Raw genomic sequence first — 19,577 nt, forward strand, 5'->3', positions numbered from 1 at the left:
TAATATTTTTTTAATTTTCTAATACTTTAATAATTCATCTAAAAAAGATGCTGATAGAGGCTTCTCCCCTGGAATTAAGTGCAAAATTGCAATATGTATAGAAAATAAAAACAAACCGGCACCCCCTTTCGGAGTCCCGGCCCTTCTCTAACTATATAATCCGAGGAATTCTACCTCCGACGATCTGTCTATTTAAAGCCTAGCCAACGCAGATCCGCAAAAGGCATCCACAGGTGATTTGCCAACGAAAGGCTGTCTGCCAAGCAAACAATTCATAATCTCCTGTTGAACAACCGACGAGGCATTATAGCCATTAATCATGGTCGGCATCGTAGGCATCTCATATAAGGTATAGGGGTTACCCAACGAAATGAACAGCGTCGGTACATAGGTAGGGTACCAAGTAAAGATACCTCCTGCCTCCTCAGGTGACAACCTCAGCGAACTCTGCATAAAGTTCGGCGACTTTTGCGTCACATATATGACCAGATCAATATCATTTTCTTCTTGTTTAAGGTGATAATTTCTAACTACTTCAAAACCTTCCATTACCAGCATCTGCACAAAGCCGATGCCGCCTTCACCATTCTCTGTGAATATCGAGCCTTCGCTCCCAGATGAAATGAGCAAAACCCTCTTATGTTTTGCAGGTGAAATGGGCAATAAGTTTTGAGTGTCCTTTACTAGCGTAACAGAGTTTCGAGCTATTTCTTGGGCTAAATTCACATGTTCATCCCATCCTGCACAAACTAAATCTTGCAGATCTGGTCTATCCATATGCAGCCCCAACGAAGCTTTCAATGCAAGTACTCTTGTAACTGCCTCATTCAAGCGTTCCTCTGTAATAATGCCATCTTTGACCCCCTGAAGCATGGCTTCGAAATCGTATTTGAGATCCGCTGTGAATAGAAACATATCTACACCAGAAGCAATGCATTGAGGAACGATTTCATGTCGCGGTCCCCAGCTTGTCATGCCCACCATCGCTGTTGCGTCGGAAATGATTAACCCGTTAAAGCCGAGTTCTTCTCTAAGTAATTTCACATTGAGTTCATAAGAAAGCGAACCTGGCGTATGCTGCATTCTAACATCATGAATGCCAAGCTCCTCATAATAAGCGGGAAGCGCTATATGGGCGCTCATAACACTTTTTACACCGGCATCAAAAGCTGAACGGTACACTTGTCCATAGGTTTCTCGCCACTGATGCATTGGCATGTCGTTTACAGTCAAAACCTTATGCTGATCGCGGTCATCTCTTCCATCTCCGGGCCAATGTTTTACACAGGCTGCCATTCGCCCGCTTTCCTGTACGCCATTTAAAACTGGGATTGCGTACGTTTTTACAACTTCAGGGTTGTCTCCGAAAGCACGGGTATTAACAATTGGATTTTGATAATTATAGTTAATATCCAGTACAGGCCCGAATACCCAATTAAAGCCGATTGCTGAGCCTTCAGTTTCAATTCCTCTACCAAATGCTTCAGCCAGTTCTGGCTTGCCCGTAGCCGCTACCTGCATGTTCATTCCAAGATTCGTTCCATCAACAGCGCCGCCAAATCCGCCAGACTCTAAATCTCCAGTTACTAGCAAGGGCAGCTTGCTCCGGCTTTGCATTTCCGCTATTTTCCCCTGTTGATTGACCTTTGTAGCATCAGGGCTAAAAGCGAAGAGATGCACACCACCTGGTTTAATGCTTAATATATCCTCAGGTTCTAGTGAAAATGGCTTTTGAACCACAACAAATAACTGTCCGACTTTCTCTTCCAAGCTGAGTCCATCACGCGTTTCAATCACCCAAGAGACGTCAGACTCTGTTAAATAAAACGGTTTTTTCCTGAGTTGGTCCTCTTTCATTTCGTGTACGACCTCCCGTTACAGTAAATACTTTCGAATAAAATAAGTAGGTGTACAGCTCCATGCATGGCAATAGCTATTAATTAAATTACTGCCATAAGGCGATAACTTTTTATCATTAGGGTTGTAAATTTCCCAGAAACAATCCGCTCCGTCTTTGACCATTTCTCCCCAATACGCTCTCATTTGCTCCAAAGCCTTCTCGGGTCTGCCACTTTCAAATAAAGCCTCAATTAAATGATGGTACATATATGGCGTTGTCATACCGATTTCTGGCGAGGAATCAAAAAGCCGATCCATCAACTGACCATTCTCCTCCTCGTTCAACACACCTGCCAGAACCATCCACACCTGAGATGCCCATGAAACCTGCTTATTTGCTCCACTTACAAAAAAACTTGTTTTCTCATCCCATAAAAGCTGCAGTGTACTACTGGCCACAAGATCAATTTGTTCGGAAATGAATGTAGCCTCTTGATCTTTTTCCAACTCTTGCGCTAGTACAAGGCCCCTTCTGAGACAATACAACAAAATAGCTTGTGCTGATGCTTGTTTATTAAGCTCTGGATGCCAATCCGTGAAGCACCACCACGTTTCATCATCACGCACCAATCCATATTCATCTAGTCGCTCTAAGCCTATCTGAATTTGTTTTAGAGCAACCGGCCATAGATCAATTAACGCTGCCCTATCTTTGGAAGCCTCAAAATAATCAAATAGAGTCGCAACAAAGAATAGTGAGTAATCATAAAGCCGCGTATCATCAACTAACGGATTTGGCTTTTCAAAGACACAGGCACCAACAGCACTGTCATCAAGTGTCATTCCGCCAAACAAATATAAGCATCGCTTCACCAGATCATAATGATGAAAGGTCTCATAGTTTGCCAAAGCTTGTAATCTTAAATCCCCGATCCATAGCCTACGATCCCGCTTAGGTCCGTCCTCAAACACAGTTTGCATACAGTCCTGAAGAGTCTTGATGCTTATGGCATCGATAGCCTGTAAGTCTGCTGGAACATTTACTGGCAGAGGCGTTAGTTCCCTTACGTCGGCGGAAGTAACCGCCGTGCAATGAATATCGCTAAAAGAGACGGTAAACTTACGGGATGTATCGATAATCAGCATTTTTACATATCGGAAACAATATCTACGAGGCAACTTTACGACTGTAGGAAGTACATCAATATAGATCGTCTCTTCCTGCAGCCAAGATTTGCTTAACCAACCATCATAGCTATCAAAAGACTCCGCCACCTCACATGGCATCTCGCCAAAGATAAGCTTTAACCCAAGTGGGGCATCTTGCGGACTCCCCACAGACTTGATTGAAAGTGAGATATAACCCACCTGATGATCACCAAAATCCAGAATGAAACTTTCATCTTTACCAAAGGATTTTGAATATAAATCTGAAATACTCCCCGATTCTTGTGTTCTCCACCCTTGAAACGCCTCATCATCAGCAACAACCTCAATAACTGAATTAGGCAAAACAATAGACTCATGCAAGTCGGGAGTAAGCTTTTCAGCTAACTCTACAAATTTTTGATTAATTCCCATAACACTCCAACACTCCTATCTAATCTTTCAGACCACTTTTATGAGTACTAATTTTGCGAGCAATTACGAGTTTTCCGTAGGCTCATTCCCAGTAAATTGTCCAATGTAATTCTCCTAATCAACATCCCCACGTTTAACCTTTAACCGAGCCTGCTGTCATACCTGCTACAATTTTTTTGTTAAAGAAAATGAATAAGATGAGAGGCGGTAAAGTGATTAGTAAAATATTCATAAATAGCAAATTCCACTGCGTGACAAACTGACTCTGGAAGTTATACAAAGTTAGTTGTACTGTCGCATTTTTAGCTCCAGGGAAGAAATACAGCGGGTTTGTAAAGTCGTTAAATATCCCGACAGATGATGTGACAATAATGGTTGCCGTTACGGGCTGTAGAAGTGGCAAAATGATTCTATAGAACAGTCCAAATCCACTACTTCCATCCACCACAGCAGCTTCATCTACTTCACGAGGAATGCCTGCCATAAATCCTTTGTACAATAAGACGCCAAAAGGAAATCCAAGTGCAACCTCTACGAGAACCAGTCCTGGCAATGTTTTAAACAAACCAAGCCCATCCAACACCCAGATTGTAGGTACAATGGCTGGTGGTATTATTAGTCCAGACAGGACAAGAAAATTGAGCCATGGAGTGGCGCGGTCACTTCTACGCTGCATTACAAATCCAGCCATGGCGCAAACAAGAATCAACACAATAATAGATAAGATCGTTAGTAAAGTACTGTTATAAAAGGCACGCAAAAGCATATAGTCCCTAGCTGTTATCACTTCCTTCAGATTATCCCAGAGATGAACGGTTGAAGGCCATGCTAAATTTAATAAAGAAGATTCTTTCTTATCCTTCAATGCATTGACAACAACAAAGTAGAATGGAATCCAGAAGATAACAATGGTCAGAAGAATGGCAATGACTTCAATGCCTAGACCTTTTATTTTTCTGCTCATAGTTCTGCCTCTTTTCTGTTCAGGTAAGAATACAGCGGAAGAGCTAACGCCGTTACCACTATGAATAAGATCACATTCCCCGCTGTTGCCAGACCATAATAACCACCTTGATACTGTTTATAAATAATGGAAGCGATAAGGTCTGTCGTAAAACCAGGTCCACCTTTCGTCATAGCCCAAACGAGATCGAAGGAACGCAAGCCACCGATAAAGGATAAAATAATTACAGAATTCGTTGCTGGACGGCTTAACGGAAGAATAATGTTCCAAAACTTACGGAACGCCCCACCACCATCCATTTCAAGGGCTTCATAATACTCTTGAGGAATGGAGAGAATACCTGCTATATAAATAACAGTAGCGAAACCTACGCCTTTCCAAACATCCACAAGCGCCACGGACAGTAGGGCTATACGGGTATCACCTAACCAGTCAGGACCAACGATTCCAATTCCCGCTAATGCTGTATTGATTAAGCCCTGTGTTGGATGCATCATCATGCTGAATGTAATTCCGACTGCAATGGTACTTAGCAAGGTTGGGAAAAATATGACAGACCGCAGATATCCCTTGGTTCTTATTTTTGAAGTTAGAAAAACGCCAAGTAACAATCCCAAAACTACTTTCAATACACAAGTAACTACGGCATATACGAGGGTATTCTTAAATCCTATTAATAGTGAAGCTTCTTGGAAAAACATTTTAAAGTTATCCAAACCGATAAACGTCCAGCTCGTCAAATTCCATCTTGTTAAACTAAAGAAAAAAGACATTATAGTAGGAAAAATGAAAATTAATAAGTAAATAATGGCTGCAGGAATAAGAAAAGCATATGAGTACGTACGTTTGAACACCTTTGCCACCGAGATCACCCCTAAGTTTAAGAAAAGAGTCGGTCCTGCATGAACCTCGCATCGCCGACTCCTTCTAATTAATCTTTTGTTATTACCAACCTTGAAGACCTAATTGTTTAGCAGTTTTTTCAACATCTTTATCATAGACCTCTGCACCTTGTTTGCCCGTTTTAATCGCTGCACCGACTTCTGTTGTAATTTGCGGCAAGCTTGCTCCTTTTATTGGCGATACGAATTCCAAAGCTGGTGCTGTTTTGTTGCCATCAAAATAAGGAGTCATATCTTTCACTGCTTGTGCGACGTTATCTGGGAGCTTAGAACCTTTAATTGGATAAGGACCTGATGGCATGGAAGCAGCCGACTGAGCAGCAACACCATCCATGGAAGCGATGAATTCAACGAATTTTTTAGCTTGCTCTGCATGTTTGGTTGCTTTATAAATGTAGGCACCACTCGGCATCCACACAGTCAAACCATTCGTCGCCGCGCTATCCCCTGGCTGTGCAAAGAAGCCGATATCCTTCATTTTATCTGGGAAATTCTGCTGGAGCGCTGGTATTGCAAAAGATAACATCGGATATTGAGCACCTTTGCCCTCCGCAAGCATTTTTAATCCCGCATCATACGTTGTTGCTAAGAAATCTTTGTTCATGTACCCTTTTTTCGCAATTTCCTCTAACTTTTCAAAGCTTTTCAGTGCCGCTGGATCTTTCGCATATTTAGCTTTATTCGCTGTATAATCATCCGCAAACTTCGGATTGGTGACTTGTACATTGTAATAATCCGCTAAAACAACAAGTTGTGACGTCCAATCATCTTTATAAGAACCGATGACAGGCGTGATACCGGCTGCTTTAATTTTCTCGCTATTCGCCATCAATTCTACCCATGTTTTCGGCACGGAGAGGCCTAGGTCAGCATAAATCTTTTTGTTGTAGAACCAACCGCCAGCCATTGTTGAGCCAATTGGGCCCGCATAAACTTTGCCTTTAGAAGAGACAGTTGGTTTATAAGAATCAATCACATTCGCTTGGAAAGGCTCATTAGTAAGGTCAAGTAGATTTTGTTCTGGGTTAAGCGCTTGCATAAGTGATCCACTGTTATAGAAAAAGACGTCGGTCATATCTCCCGTAGCTAGACGGGTTTTGACAATGTTATCGCCTTCACCGCCACCTGGACGAGTTTCTTGTTCAACATGAATGTTCGGATATTTTTTTTCAAATGCCGCGATAATCCCTTTGGCAGCATTGACAGAATCCTGTGTATTATCGATTAGAAGTGAGATGGTTACCTTCTCATCTGTTTTTTTTGTAACCGTGTCTGTTGATTTCCCTTTTGTATCTTCGGATGATGTGGATGTCGTTCCACAGCCAGCTACCACACTAGCTAATAATACAGAAGTGGACATTGCGGCAATCCATTTTGTTGTCTTTTTACTCATCTTCAAATCCCCCTTAGTCATCTTGGTTAGGATCAATTGATTCCTATGTTCGACACGAGTTCGTTTTCCCCGTGCTTTTATCTTAATCGCTTTTCCTAACCATAGGCAGTGCGTCATACTTCTGATCGATGTCCGTATTTTTTAGATTCCTGAGGGGTTGATTAGCTGATCTTTAAATTGCCCAGGTGTATATCCTGTATATTTTTTAAATACTTCAGAGAAGTGTCTATAAGTATGGTACCCAACTTTCTCACTTACATCATTCACTCTCAAGCCGCGGCTAAGCAGCGTCTTGGCAAGTTCCATGCGCATACGTGTCACATGTTTAATGTACGATTCACCTACTTCCTCCTTAAATAACATGCTGAAATAGGTGGGATTCATACCGACATGCTCTGCTACCTCCTGGAGCGTAACATCTCGCGTATAGTTTTGTTCCAGATAATTACGAGCATGTGTGACGGATGAATGCTTAGATTGCTCACGAGTATCAATCGCACTACCTAGAATCATCTCAAATTGACTGCGAAACCACTCCTTCATTTTCCCTCTCGCCACCATTTCCCGAAACTCCACATGCGGACGGTATGCTTCAGGAATGTGACTCACATTGTCCCCCGTTGACTTTCTCGCTTCTTCGAGAGTCAAATAAAGCAGCTTAAGCATCTCATGCTCAGCTACTTCACTATCAAGCTTTTCCATTTGGATCCACGTAATAAAACGGTCAATATGCTCGAGCATGCCTTTTTTATTTCCAGAACGCAAACTCAGAATAATGGCTTCCTCTCGTTCGTTTAAGCCCTCTGGCCGCGTGATCAATTCACCTAAATCCTCAAAACGTACAACCCCTTTTTCTCCGAGAAAATGAGCTGATCGCAGCGCACGCAGTGCCTCTCTAAAGCTATGTGCTGCATCTTTAAGCTCAGCATAAGTCCGACCGCTTCCAACAGAAATTTCAGCTTGCTCGGACTCCAATTGCAGTTGCTCCCAGAACTCAAGGGTAGGCTGTTGTGTATGCACACATACAATTAATCTCTCATCACCATGACGCAGCGGAATTACTGAATAGTCCGTATTCTCTGGCATGTGTAACCGTTCTGATTCACTTGCGAGGACCGTCACTCCAAAGATGGGTTGTGTACCCACTCCATAAATGTGCCTCCACTTCTCTTCCGCTTCTACACCGATAAATAGTAAATCGAATGTCGCTTTCTCTATAAGATCTCGTTGGCTGCTGCTTACTTTCGTTTTAAGCTCCAATACTTCTTGCTGATGGCTGATCTTATCCATCACCTTGCGGATCGCTTTCTCAATCGTTGGAATCGTAATTGGCTTTTCTAAATAATCAGCGACACCGAGATTAATAGCTCTTTTCACGTATTCAAATTCATTGAACCCACTGAATACAATAAATAACGTTTCAGGCGCTTCCCGCAAAATCTCTTCGATCAGCTGAAGCCCATCCATACCCGGCATCCGTATATCAGTCAAAATTAGCTGAGGCAGATGCTCGCGAAAAACTTCGAGTGCTGACAGGCCATTGTCAGCCGTTCCAATGAGTTCAATGCCAAAGCTTGTCCAATCTATCATCTCACGTAGGCCTTGGAGCACGATATATTCATCATCGAACACTGCAGCTTTAAGCATCAGTATCCCTCTTTTCACCGAATAATTGAAAACGAATCTGGATCTGAGTGCCTTGATTAACCACACTCGAAATTGTTAACGAACTGGTCGTTCCATAGAACAAGGTCAATCGTTCTCTTACATTTTTCAAACCATAACCTTGTTCCGTCGCAGCCAAATCGGCTATCCCTACACCGTTATCTTCCACGGTAAAAATAAGATATCCATTTTCCCTCTTCCCAGTAAGGCGAATCATACCCTCTCCTACCTTAGGTTCTAAGCCATGATAAATAGCATTTTCAACAAGAGGTTGGAGCAAGAGCTTCATAATTTCCATACCCATTAAGGCTGGCTCTACCTCTTCAATATATTTAAACCGATTCTGATATCGAATATTCTGGATCGTCATGTAATGCTCAATATGTTTTAATTCCTTATAGACGGAAATGGTGTCTTTTCCTTTATTCAGGCTTAATTTAAAGCTCTCTGATAAGGAAATTGCCATCTGAGCAACATCATGATTCTTTTGCAAAGCCGCCATCCAATAGATCGAATCTAATGTGTTATATAAAAAATGCGGCTTAATTTGCGCCTGCAGCGCCCGAAGCTCCGCCTCTCGCTCCTTTAACTGTGAATGTATCAGCTGCTCGTTTAATTCTTTATTTTCTGAGACAACGCGTTTAAAGGTTTCCCCTATCGTCCCTACCTCGTCCTGTTCGAAAGTCTCCTCAAATTCACGAGCTCCTTTCGTCCAATCTACCATCATTTTTTTGATCTGAAGCAGCGGACGGGTAATACTGCCGGATATAAAAATAGAATACAACAGTGCAATAACTCCCATAGAAACAGCTATGAGTGTTGTAATTGTCCTAATTTGATTCGATTGCTTGAGTAGTTCATTCACTTTAATTAAATGAATAAATGTCCAATCGGTCGATTGGTTCTGGTATTGGCTAATGAGATAACCCCGTTGCTCCAATTGCTGAATAAGTGATGTACTGTCTCCTTCTTTGAGCACGGAATTGTCTGTTAGACCGTTATTAAACACGACTTTACTTCTTTCAGGTGAATTATCCAGCGCCATGAAACCACCGGCATTGCTATTTTCATTAAAAATATTGGTGAAAATGTCGGTTGATATATTCACAACTAATAGACCAATCGTTTGTCCACTTGGGCTTGATGCATCTCGAAATAACTTTACTGTTGAAAATGAATTCTTCGAATTATCTAGTACATCATAACCAAGAAAAACAACCTTTCCCTGGTCCTGTAAGGCACTTTGGTACCAAGCAGTTTCCCGAATGAGCTTTATTTTATCTGGCTTTTCATAAACCCCTGCATCATCAGAGCGTCCCGCACAGAATGTCTTGAATTCCAAATTAAATACACAGATAGAGTTTACAAATTTGGTATCAAATTGATTGTTATTGATTGCTTTTTGCAGCTTATTTGAGTTCCATTCACTTGACAAATCAGGTTCAGTACTCTTCGAAGTATTGCTATTGGACAATACTTCTCGCACCTCATTGTTCACTACAATGGAGCGATTCATATTAATAATGCTGCGAAATAATAAATCCGCCACTTCACTGGATGTTTCCAAATGATTTTCATAAGTTTGCGCATTCGTTTCCATCAGTGTGTTCTTGGCAATATCAAAAGAAATATACCCTACAATTATAATTGGAGGCAAAGAGATAACGATCATAGCAACGAGAAACCGGCTTCGAAGCCGCTGTAACCGGAATTTTGATATGAGATACCGCAATCTGCTCTTCATATTGTGCATCCCCCATCCATTTTTGTATCTAATTTGAGATAGCCAAAGCGCTATACAGGTATTATAACTAGATCAACACTAATTACATAATGTGCTTATTTTTTGGGTAAGTGTCCGTTTTTTTTGGTTATTGGATATTTCAAAAGCCCTACGATTTTTTCGTAAGGCTCAATAATAAAATATTACCCCTTCAATGCAACAATACTCATCCTACAATCGCTTTAATTCTCTACCGCTCATTATTGTAGAATCACCGTTTTACTCCATTAAGATGTACTGGACCAAGCAAACCAGAAGGATACGATTTACTATCGTAACAATTAGCCAAACTGTTTGTAACAGAAACCCGAAGGATGTTCATTCCACTACTCAACTCGCGGCCAATATCAAAAGTATACGGACTCCACATTCTAACTCCAATTTCCCGATCGTTCACCCATAATCGGACCAACTCATGTGCCGAGCCTAGGTCAAGTTCAACCCCCTTCCATTGGAACAACTCTTCGAGTTCAAAGTATTTCTCATACATGACCGTCCCTGAGAATTGTTCCATACCGCCCCATTCAGTCCATGATGCTAGAGTCGTTATCTCCCTCGGGTTAGGTCCATCGAGTACGTTCCAGCCCTCCGACAAGTCCTTAATCAACTCTGCCGTGTAAGGCTCCGTAATAAAATACGAGGACTCTCTGCTCGAATCCACAGCTATGATCAAACATTCTCTGCGTTCAATACGAAGTGTTAAACGTTGTCCGTCAACTATTCTTTCGCTCGGCGCCTCTTCGCATTCACCTGTCCATGGATGCCAAATTTCTGTATATCCCAAGCGCTTAGTTAATAGCGCACCTTCGTAAGCGTCCTCCCCCTCGTTTACAAGGGTATAGAACATAATACCATCCTTAGTTACACAGCTAGTTCGAATCGACTCAGACACTCGTTCAATCTCGATTTCTCTTCCTAGTGCACATTCCAGCTCTTCTGAAATTCTCTCCACCTGTTCGATTCTAATTTGGCCGATATTTGGCGTATTTCCGTGATCTTCAGGTAGTTCGATGACCAAACCACCATTCTCTCGAAAGACTTCAAGCTGTCTCCAACTTTCTGCCGAAAAGCAGCTACCACCTTCAATTAGAATTGCTTTGTATCGGTAATCACCAATTTCTAGTGTCCCGTCATTACATTGACCATGATTGCACAGAAGAGACTCTTCCAAATAGTTAAACTCAATTTGTGACTCATATAGCGGTTTAGCAATCTTCCACGGAAGATAGTCAGCTCCAGCAAGAACTGCTACTTCCGCACCGTTCTTACTATCAGTCATAAGCCAGCTCAACCGTTTAATATATCTTGAGAACTGTGCATATTCTGGCCACCAAATATTATTCGGACCGACGTCAGGCGGCCGTTCGTCCCTTCGCTCTCCACGGATTGAATAGTAAAAAGCGTGCGGGCATATCAGATTGACACCTCTCACAAATAACCAATCCAAATACCACTTCATGTTGTCTGCGGTCAGCGACCAACCTCCTTCGATTCCGCAGACACCGAAGCTTTCGTTCATGTTTCTTCGCTTCCCACGATGTCTTGCACTATCGGACGAGCATTTGGCCATCGTACTATGTACGCCCGTTAATGATTTGCCACCCTCCGGAGCAACATATCGCCATACAACATCTTGACCAGGAATTTGAAAATCTGCTAGCAGACCGATGTCGTCACTAGCAGCCGGATGACCTGTCAATGCGATTCCGTGAGCTTCGCACCATTTGGCAAGTGGCTTATAGTAAGTACGTGACAACCGATTACGAACCGTTGTGTCGAAGGCATCGCGAATTCTTTCAGTCGCTTCGCCAGCATCGAACCAAAGCGCCGACAATTCTTGCTCGCTACCGCCATTCGCATTGAGCTCGTTCATGAACCCTCGAGTCCATGGCTTAAGACCCTTAACGTGCCCACGACCGAGCAAATCTGGCTCGTCAGTAAACATCGCGAAAATCGTCGTTCCGAAATAACAGCTTAACTTCCTAAAGTACTGTTCATGTGTCAGTGTAATAAAGGCTTGTACCGCGTCCGGGTTGAGCAAGTCCGAGGCTAAGGGAGCATCAGGTTCCCCATCGTCCTGCCCGGGATGTACACCACGAACAGTCCCCTTGGAAACCGTATCAATAAAAAGAAGCACAGACCACTTACCGGTATCCGGTGGTATGAACTGAACACTTTCTTGATCTACGCCAAGAACTATCGTACTCTCCAGTTCAATTTCATTTTCATTCAACTTCCTCAAAGCTTGAGCCGATACAAGGGTCTCCTCTGGAGACAAGGAAATCGGAATTCTTACCATTCCTTCCCTTCCCTCACAAGGATACTCTCTAAGCTGTAGTCCACGACTAGCAAATTGAGGATTACTCTTTACGACCATCCCACATGCGGAGCCTGAAGGATACATACCTTCATCGTAAAGAATGACTCTCATCCCTAATCGATCGGCTTCGGCAACAGCCGTTTCGACCAACTCGAAATATGATTCCGATAAATAAGGGATTGCGCGTGGCAATCCCATTCTTGGATGAATAACAAACCCGTCCACTTCCTTCAAATGGAAGTCTTGAATTTGTCGTATAATTTCCTGACGTGATAAATCGTCGTTCCAAAACCAAAAAGGAATAGGGCTGAATTCGGTTGGCGGATCTAAAAATTGTTGCTTCAAATTTTCCAGTTCTTTCAACGTACAGCCTCCTTTACTAACTGTAATTCCAGCATCTCCCGAAGCTTGGCCGTTTCAATATAATTCAAGCTCCACTGTGAAATCCCATTCGTGTTAGCATAATCAACTTCCTGGATCATTCGGATATATTCCGTATCTTCAACTTCTGTATAAACAAGGCTGCCTTCTTCATCCATTCGGCCCGGTGTATTTGAGCTATGGTCTGCTTCTTGGTCCAGCATCTCTAACGCTTGCTGCAAGCGTACAGGGTTCCGATACCAATAACCCGCATAAGCTACCATACGTATAGCGAATCTCAGACCGCCCCAAGACTGATCATTACTCTCATTAAAGAGTCCACCCGATTTCAAATTCCTTTCCTCTGGGGTCATAATAAAATACTCTCCGAACTGTGCAAGCATATCTTTGAGATCATCATCTTCTATGAGATCCGCTAGCTCGAACCATATTTCAGGTCCCCCAAAACAGATCACCATATGATACTGGTAGTTTCCTTCACTCAGATAGTTCATCTTCCCACTCTCTGGATCATAAAGAAAGTGTGAGCCAGAAGAGAGTCGATTCGGCGCCTGCTTAATGCTATTTAGACCTGCAAGAATCTTGTCGCGATATCGGGTGTCCTTAAATCGTTCCCAACGTACCATCCAATTGGATACGAATGATGACCAATCCGGTCCCGTACGGGCTTGAACATATCCATCTTCCGTACTTTTCTTATCACGCATGGCATAATCAGCATCTTTAACAAAGTCCATGACATCGCCTATTCTTTCATCACCGGTTAAATAATAATAGAATCGATGATGACCTGCCATGGAGATACGTACTTCCTTCCATCTGCAGCCCCAATGTCGTACATTGTGACGGCTGCCAAGCATAGCATACTTACCTAGATGGTACATATCCACCTCACTTGTATGCCGCGACATCGCCCGTGCAAAACGAAAGATGTTGTAATCTCCGGTACGCAAAAATGCAAGCCAGTTGACATAGGTGTTGCATAGCTCCGTATTCTGCCAGGCAAAGCCACCGGCATCATAGCGCCAAGTATGTCTTATTGGATCGTAGGTGTGCATGACGTCACCGTAATCCCAAAAACCAAACCACCTACGCTGCTCGACTTCCTTGATGTAATAGTCAAGGAACTCTAGAAACGCCTTCTCATGTTTTGCGTTACGGTATTTCTCTTCCTTCGGTTGACACCAATAGGTACCAAATACCTTGGTATTCTCATATGAACTTAAATCGGCAATCAATAGAGAATCCGTCTGTACGTCCTCGGCGAAATCAAGAATAGCCCTCTTACCTGGCATCTTATCAAACATTTTGATAAAAATTTCATTGGTATTGGCAATTCCCTCTGGATGATTGTCAATTTCCCCGTAAGAAAACTGATGCTGAACTGTATCATAAGCCCTGAAGTCAAACGCTTCTGCATATTTGCTCCATAGCCAGACGGTTAAGGTAGGGCACTCTTCCGTCGCGCCTGTAATCTCAAGTGCCATCGGACACTTCTGCCAGAAGTCCTTAACAGCAGCTGACAGGATTACACTTTCATTTCCGAAGAATACCGCTCCTTTGGAGCGGTTCCCTTGTGCTGCAGGAATGAATGCGCATCCCGGCTTGGTACTTTTCACAACGCTGTAATGGTCACAGGAATCCTGTTGCAGCCTAAAGTTCCCCCACGATGAATTATCCCTTACATTTTCCAAAAAACTAGTCTCCTGGATAGGATCAATAAAGACGAATTGCGCTTCTTTTTGCTGCTTTTCATAAAGTGGATGAATGCCGCGATACGTGTACATAGGCTGTACAGCTTCATAGAACATCCCCGTATCTCCGGCAAAGCCAACATGACGGTTCCAGAGTTCTCCTCCGGCTTGCATATGGAATTGGACAGCTAGTCCTTTTAAATAGTCCTTATTGGGATCTGCATTAAATACAAAGCTGTGCACCATTCTGATCTCATCGCTGTCCGCAAACAAATAGAGCCTAATGACAAACGGAAATATTTCCTCGTCACGATTCACGTACTTATGGGCACCTTCTATTTTCACTACTACCCGTAATGGTCCTTCCTCTTCTAGAGTAATTTTATTTGTTTGGCCAACAAGTTTGTGGACAGAGATTGCTTCTAAACCGTTCTTCTCTTCTCTGTTCTCGATATAGGCGGTCAACTGAGCAGAGACGGGCATTTGATCGGTATTTTTTCGGAGCAAAGAAGTAATCAGCATGCTTCCCTTTTGAATTGTGCATGAAAGGAGATCACTTTCTACAATTACAGAACCAGCTCCTGTCTGGGAAGCTGAAATACAAGTCTTTGCGCTTACGCCTTCGCCTTTGTCGATACTGAACGTTTTGCTGCTATCTAATACCGCACTGTGGAGCAGCCATTTCACGGAACCGTCGGGCCAAAAGGCGTTGATTTTAGTCTGAATGGGGATGCCTTCCCCTGCCTCATCCTTCATCACTACCGATTCTCCGGGCGCCAAAGCGCCTCTAGACCAAGGCGTGCCGAAGCTGACAGCGGTTTTTGAAGCATTTCTTGGCGATAGCCATCTTAGATCCAATTTCGACATCGGATGTTCTCCCTTCTGTCTTTATTTACGCTATTTCATCCAGAGCTTCAACGAGCAGCATCAACACGACACCAGCCGTATATTGCGTGGTCCGATATGGAACTTGCAAATAGCCCTCTTTGGCCTGACAGTCGGTGCCCCAAGATGCATGTAGGACCAAACCGTCTAAAGCGAGATGGTTGGTAATCAATTCATATGTGATCTGTATACCCCAGATCCTGAATTCATCTCCCAGCAGTCCGAGTCTATGACCCTTAAGAGCTGCAAAAGCAAACAAAGCAGAACCGCTCGATTCCAGATAAGATTCCTCTTCATCCAACAACGTCCGAAGCATACCGTCTTTCATCTGCAACTGATAGGCACTCTTCATATGCCGCTTGAATAGTTCAGCATAACGATCTGTATTATAAGGCTGCCCGTGAAGCAGGTCCAACAGCTCGATCAGGCTGGCCGCTGCCCACCCGTTACCTCGTCCCCAATGCTGCCCAAGTGTTGTTTCATCCACACAATGATAGCCATGAAAGAATAAATTACATGCGGGATCAAATTGACAATCGATGTGGATATCGAATTGTCTTAGTGCTTCATCGATTAACGCGGTGTTCTGCTCATATATACCGAACCTAAGCATGAAAATGCCGGCCATGAACAGCGTATCGATCCATAGCTGATTTTTGTAATCCTCGAGTCCGCCTGCTCCCGGTCCCCATACATGAGCGAAGCCTCCGTTCGTCGTGCGCAATGCTTTATTCAGGCACCAATCCGCGACGTCCCGACAGGAGTCGAGATGTTCGGGATTACTGCTTTGTTGATACACATTAAGCAGCACATTCGCCGGAACAACCCAATTTACTGAGCCGAACCTGAGTTTGTTGGCATTCTCTTCGGTCCACCTCTTTAGAAAGCTACCGAAATGTTCTTGCTTGGTCCCCTCATAGGCTTTAATAACACCATACATTCCCACCCCTTGGGCCCACTCCCAACCATCTAGGTTGGGAAGCTGCTCCTTGCTGGTCATCCAATTCCATACCCGATCTATCCCGGAGAGTACCTCGTTCCTATGCAATACTATGTTCACGTTCATTGGAGTCCTCCTTTGGGTGCCTGCTTCGATATCACAGGGATTTCAGTGGTTACGTTATCAAAACCTTCAATAGCAACTGTCAGATACGAAATGCCCGGATCATATCCTGAGCGGACTACGGCAAGCAATTTCCCTTTATATGACGTAAACTCGCCTTTTGTATAGTTTTCGTCGGTCTGTGGCCTACCCGTGCCGAAAGCCGCTAACGTTGCTGCTCCTTCGACCCTCGCTGTCGCCTTCATTTCAGCAGTGGGAGCAACTTTCCCGTCAGTATCGATAATTTCGACGACCGCAAAACATAAAGATTGTCCGTCTGCTACAAGCTCATTCTTCTCTAAGTGAATACGAATCCCAGCAGGAGTGCCTGCAGAAGTAAGGAGGTCTGACGATACTTTCTTGCCTGCCGTATAGCTTATTGCTTCCAACGTACCATGTTCATAAGTCGTATCAAACGTCGCCGTGTAGCGGTTTTCCTTACCAACTTGTTGTCTTCCCAAGCTCTTTCCGTTAAGGATCAATTCAACTTCCTCTGCAGCAGAGTACACATCAACCTGTACTGGTCTACCTTCAGAACCGGCCCAGCTCCAAGCATTTTCGCAATTCGGCCAGCCCCATTTCCCCAGGATCTCCTTTTTGCCATAATGTTTCGGATTCCGGGAAGCAATGAACGTTTCAATAGACCCCCACACGATTCTTCGGTAAGCATGCTGCGGCCGGATGAACCCGCAGAGATCAAAGTCTGCATCATTGGAAAGACGCCACGGAAATTTCACTTTTTTTAAATTATTCATATCTATCGTGTCACCGAGTTCTATATATTCCGCTCTACCAATTCCTGCTTCACCGATATAATCGTGGCTCGTCCAGGTGAAATCACCGATAACATGTGAATTACGTTCCACGGCATCCCAGTACTCTGCCATCTCCAAAGCTTTACTCTCTGAGCCGCAGATGACCCTATTCGGAAAATTCTCCCCATCTATTTCGTAACGGTGTGCCAAATAGTTATATCCCACAACATCTAGCGGCGCGCAATAGGCTTCTGTAAGGTCTCCCCAAATTGCCTTAGCATGTTTGGATTCAAAATTTTGTATGCTTCCAGTTCTTTTATATTCCTCCAGCATCTCTTCTTGACAAGCTGCCAAATCCTCATCATCAAGTGCGTTAAAGAACCCGCAAACTGCATTCGTTACCGGGCGTGTTGAATCAAGTTCCCGCACCCATTCCGCTAACTTTGTAGCCCACGTATATCCATCGGACAGGCCTCCCCGTTCCGAAATTTCATTTCCAGTTGACCACATGATGACGCATGGATGATTCCGATCGCGAAGGATGAAGGCCTCCATATCCGACTTCCAATTCTCCTCAAAGTAAAGGCTATAATCATGGGGGCTTTTCCCCATCGTCCAGACATCGAAAGCCTCATTTATAACTAACAATCCTAAACGATCACATGCTTCGAGCATATCTCTTGATGGCGGGTAATGAGAAGAGCGAATGGCGTTGTATCCGTTGTCTTTATGGATTTTCATCTTCCGATATTCGCTATCCATAAATGAGGCCGCACCAAGGATTCCATTATCATGATGCACACATCCACCCTTCATCTTTATTGTACGTCCGTTTAACATAAAGCCGTTTTTTGTGTCAACTGATATCGTCCGTATTCCGAATAAGGTGCTATCACTGTCAAGAGTAGTCTCTTGATCGGACAGTTGAGCTGTAATTTTATATAGATGCGGCGAATCGATATCCCAGAGCTCAGCATTCTCAACAGCAAGCATAACCCGGGCTACAGATTTCTCCCCAGGCTGTGCATGGACTCTTATTCTTCCTTCCGCTGCTAATGTGCCGCCGCTCTCCTTTTCAATTCTGACGTTCACCCAAAGATTATCGAGTTCAGCCGTATGGTTTTCTACGGTAGTTTCAACAATGATAAACGCAGTACCGTTTGCAACATGAGAAGTTCTGGCGTAAATTCCCCATGGAGCGATATGAAGCCGCGGTGAGGTAAGCATATCCACATGCCGGTATAAACCTGATCCGGTATACCAGCGTTCATTCGGTTCAGCCGAGTTGTTGCAAGTCACGGTAAGTCGATTAGGCTTTCCGAGCTTTAAGTAAGGAGTAAGATCGGCATGAAATGGCGTGTAGCCGTAATGATGCTTTGTCACCTGATGTCCATTCAAAGCTACGATGGTGTTCATATATGCCCCATCAAATTCGAGTAAAAAGCGTTTTCCTTTATCTGATTCAGGAATGTTTAATATCTTTGTATAGGTACCAATCCCACCCCTATAATACCCTGATCTAGTTCCGCTGGGTGCTTCAGGAAAAGGATCTGTTTCTATCGTAAAGTCATGTGGTAAGTGTACGGTCTTACCCGGCTTTTCTTCCTGCAGAGCTGCATTTATATATCCTCCTGCAACTTGACCCAGGGAAAACTGCCACGCTCTATCTAAATTCTCTCTATTCATGTTTCTCAGTCACTCCTTCAAAAGTTCTTACATCTAAGCTAATATCTTGGCGGGTTAGAGACAATAGTACTTTTTTAATTAGAACAGTATAGAAATAGTATTTATTTAATTTTGTAGTACTTTATTATCGGTATTTAATTGACAAAGAAGAGACAAGGTTCCTCCTTGTCCCTTACTACAAATAACTTTTTCGATTCATTTCTCTAAACTCCCTAGGAGTGATTCCTAGTTCCTTCTTAAAAATACGATTGAAGTAGCTATGTTGATTATACCCAACGCTTTTAGCAACATCCTTTATTAGTGTATCAGTCTGGATTAGTAATTCTTTCGCTTTTACTAAACGTATGTTCGTCAAGTAATTAATAAAATTCCAACCAGATACATTCTTGAATTTTTTACTCAAGAACGGTGGATTTAAGCTCGCTTCATCAGCACAAGCTTCCAACGAAATATCATCCATATACTTTGTTTCTACCATCTTTATAACCTTTTGGACAATCAAATGAAGGCGCTGGTCTTGCTTAAGAGATAATTTATCTTCATGCAATGCTGCATGTATATATCCACCTGTAACTTGTCCTATAGAAAACCGCCACGCTCCATCCACACTCTCTCTACACATGGATC

Annotated in this window: 12 protein-coding genes; all 12 read right to left on the bottom strand. The window is 43.3% G+C overall.

What is annotated here, in order from left to right; translation table 11 throughout:
• Positions 1-192 precede the first annotated feature (192 nt).
• On the bottom strand, positions 193-1,857 hold the full coding sequence (locus tag AC58UX_RS11925) for a glycoside hydrolase family 3 protein (protein ID WP_497252768.1): 1,665 nt from the start codon (positions 1,855-1,857) through the stop codon (positions 193-195).
• An 18-nt stretch (positions 1,858-1,875) separates the two neighbouring features.
• The gene (locus AC58UX_RS11930; protein ID WP_497252770.1) at positions 1,876-3,420 is read right to left on the bottom strand and encodes an alpha-L-rhamnosidase-related protein; all 1,545 of its coding nucleotides are present in this window, start codon (positions 3,418-3,420) and stop codon (positions 1,876-1,878) included.
• 133 nt (positions 3,421-3,553) lie between these two features.
• Positions 3,554-4,384: a carbohydrate ABC transporter permease gene (locus AC58UX_RS11935; protein ID WP_497252772.1), complete on the bottom strand. Its 831-nt coding sequence runs from the start codon at positions 4,382-4,384 to the stop codon at positions 3,554-3,556.
• Positions 4,381-5,247, bottom strand: a complete 867-nt coding sequence (locus AC58UX_RS11940) for a carbohydrate ABC transporter permease (RefSeq protein WP_497252774.1) — start codon at positions 5,245-5,247, stop codon at positions 4,381-4,383. The genes AC58UX_RS11935 and AC58UX_RS11940 overlap by 4 nt, the downstream gene beginning before the upstream one ends.
• A gap of 82 nt (positions 5,248-5,329) precedes the next feature.
• Complete coding sequence (locus AC58UX_RS11945) at positions 5,330-6,679, bottom strand: ABC transporter substrate-binding protein (protein WP_497252776.1); 1,350 nt, start codon at positions 6,677-6,679, stop codon at positions 5,330-5,332.
• A 141-nt stretch (positions 6,680-6,820) separates the two neighbouring features.
• The gene (locus tag AC58UX_RS11950; protein WP_497252778.1) at positions 6,821-8,326 is read right to left on the bottom strand and encodes a response regulator transcription factor; all 1,506 of its coding nucleotides are present in this window, start codon (positions 8,324-8,326) and stop codon (positions 6,821-6,823) included.
• Positions 8,319-10,088 carry a sensor histidine kinase gene (locus AC58UX_RS11955; RefSeq protein WP_497252780.1) on the bottom strand — a complete coding sequence of 590 codons (1,770 nt, stop codon included), beginning with the start codon at positions 10,086-10,088 and terminating at the stop codon, positions 8,319-8,321. The genes AC58UX_RS11950 and AC58UX_RS11955 overlap by 8 nt, the downstream gene beginning before the upstream one ends.
• A 250-nt stretch (positions 10,089-10,338) precedes the next feature.
• On the bottom strand, positions 10,339-12,810 hold the full coding sequence (locus tag AC58UX_RS11960) for a glycosylhydrolase-like jelly roll fold domain-containing protein (protein WP_497252782.1): 2,472 nt from the start codon (positions 12,808-12,810) through the stop codon (positions 10,339-10,341).
• On the bottom strand, positions 12,807-15,389 hold the full coding sequence (locus tag AC58UX_RS11965; RefSeq protein WP_497252784.1) for an exo-rhamnogalacturonan lyase family protein: 2,583 nt from the start codon (positions 15,387-15,389) through the stop codon (positions 12,807-12,809). Before AC58UX_RS11965 ends, AC58UX_RS11960 begins: the two co-directional genes overlap by 4 nt.
• Before the next feature lie 25 nt (positions 15,390-15,414).
• Complete coding sequence (locus AC58UX_RS11970; protein WP_497252786.1) at positions 15,415-16,473, bottom strand: glycoside hydrolase family 88 protein; 1,059 nt, start codon at positions 16,471-16,473, stop codon at positions 15,415-15,417.
• On the bottom strand, positions 16,470-18,950 hold the full coding sequence (locus AC58UX_RS11975; RefSeq protein WP_497252788.1) for a glycoside hydrolase family 2 TIM barrel-domain containing protein: 2,481 nt from the start codon (positions 18,948-18,950) through the stop codon (positions 16,470-16,472). The genes AC58UX_RS11970 and AC58UX_RS11975 overlap by 4 nt, the downstream gene beginning before the upstream one ends.
• 175 nt (positions 18,951-19,125) lie before the next feature.
• Positions 19,126-19,572, bottom strand: coding sequence for a helix-turn-helix transcriptional regulator (locus tag AC58UX_RS11980; protein ID WP_497252790.1), 447 nt, complete (start codon positions 19,570-19,572; stop codon positions 19,126-19,128).
• Positions 19,573-19,577 lie beyond the last annotated feature (5 nt).

The organism is Paenibacillus sp. J22P90 (assembly GCF_059692195.1).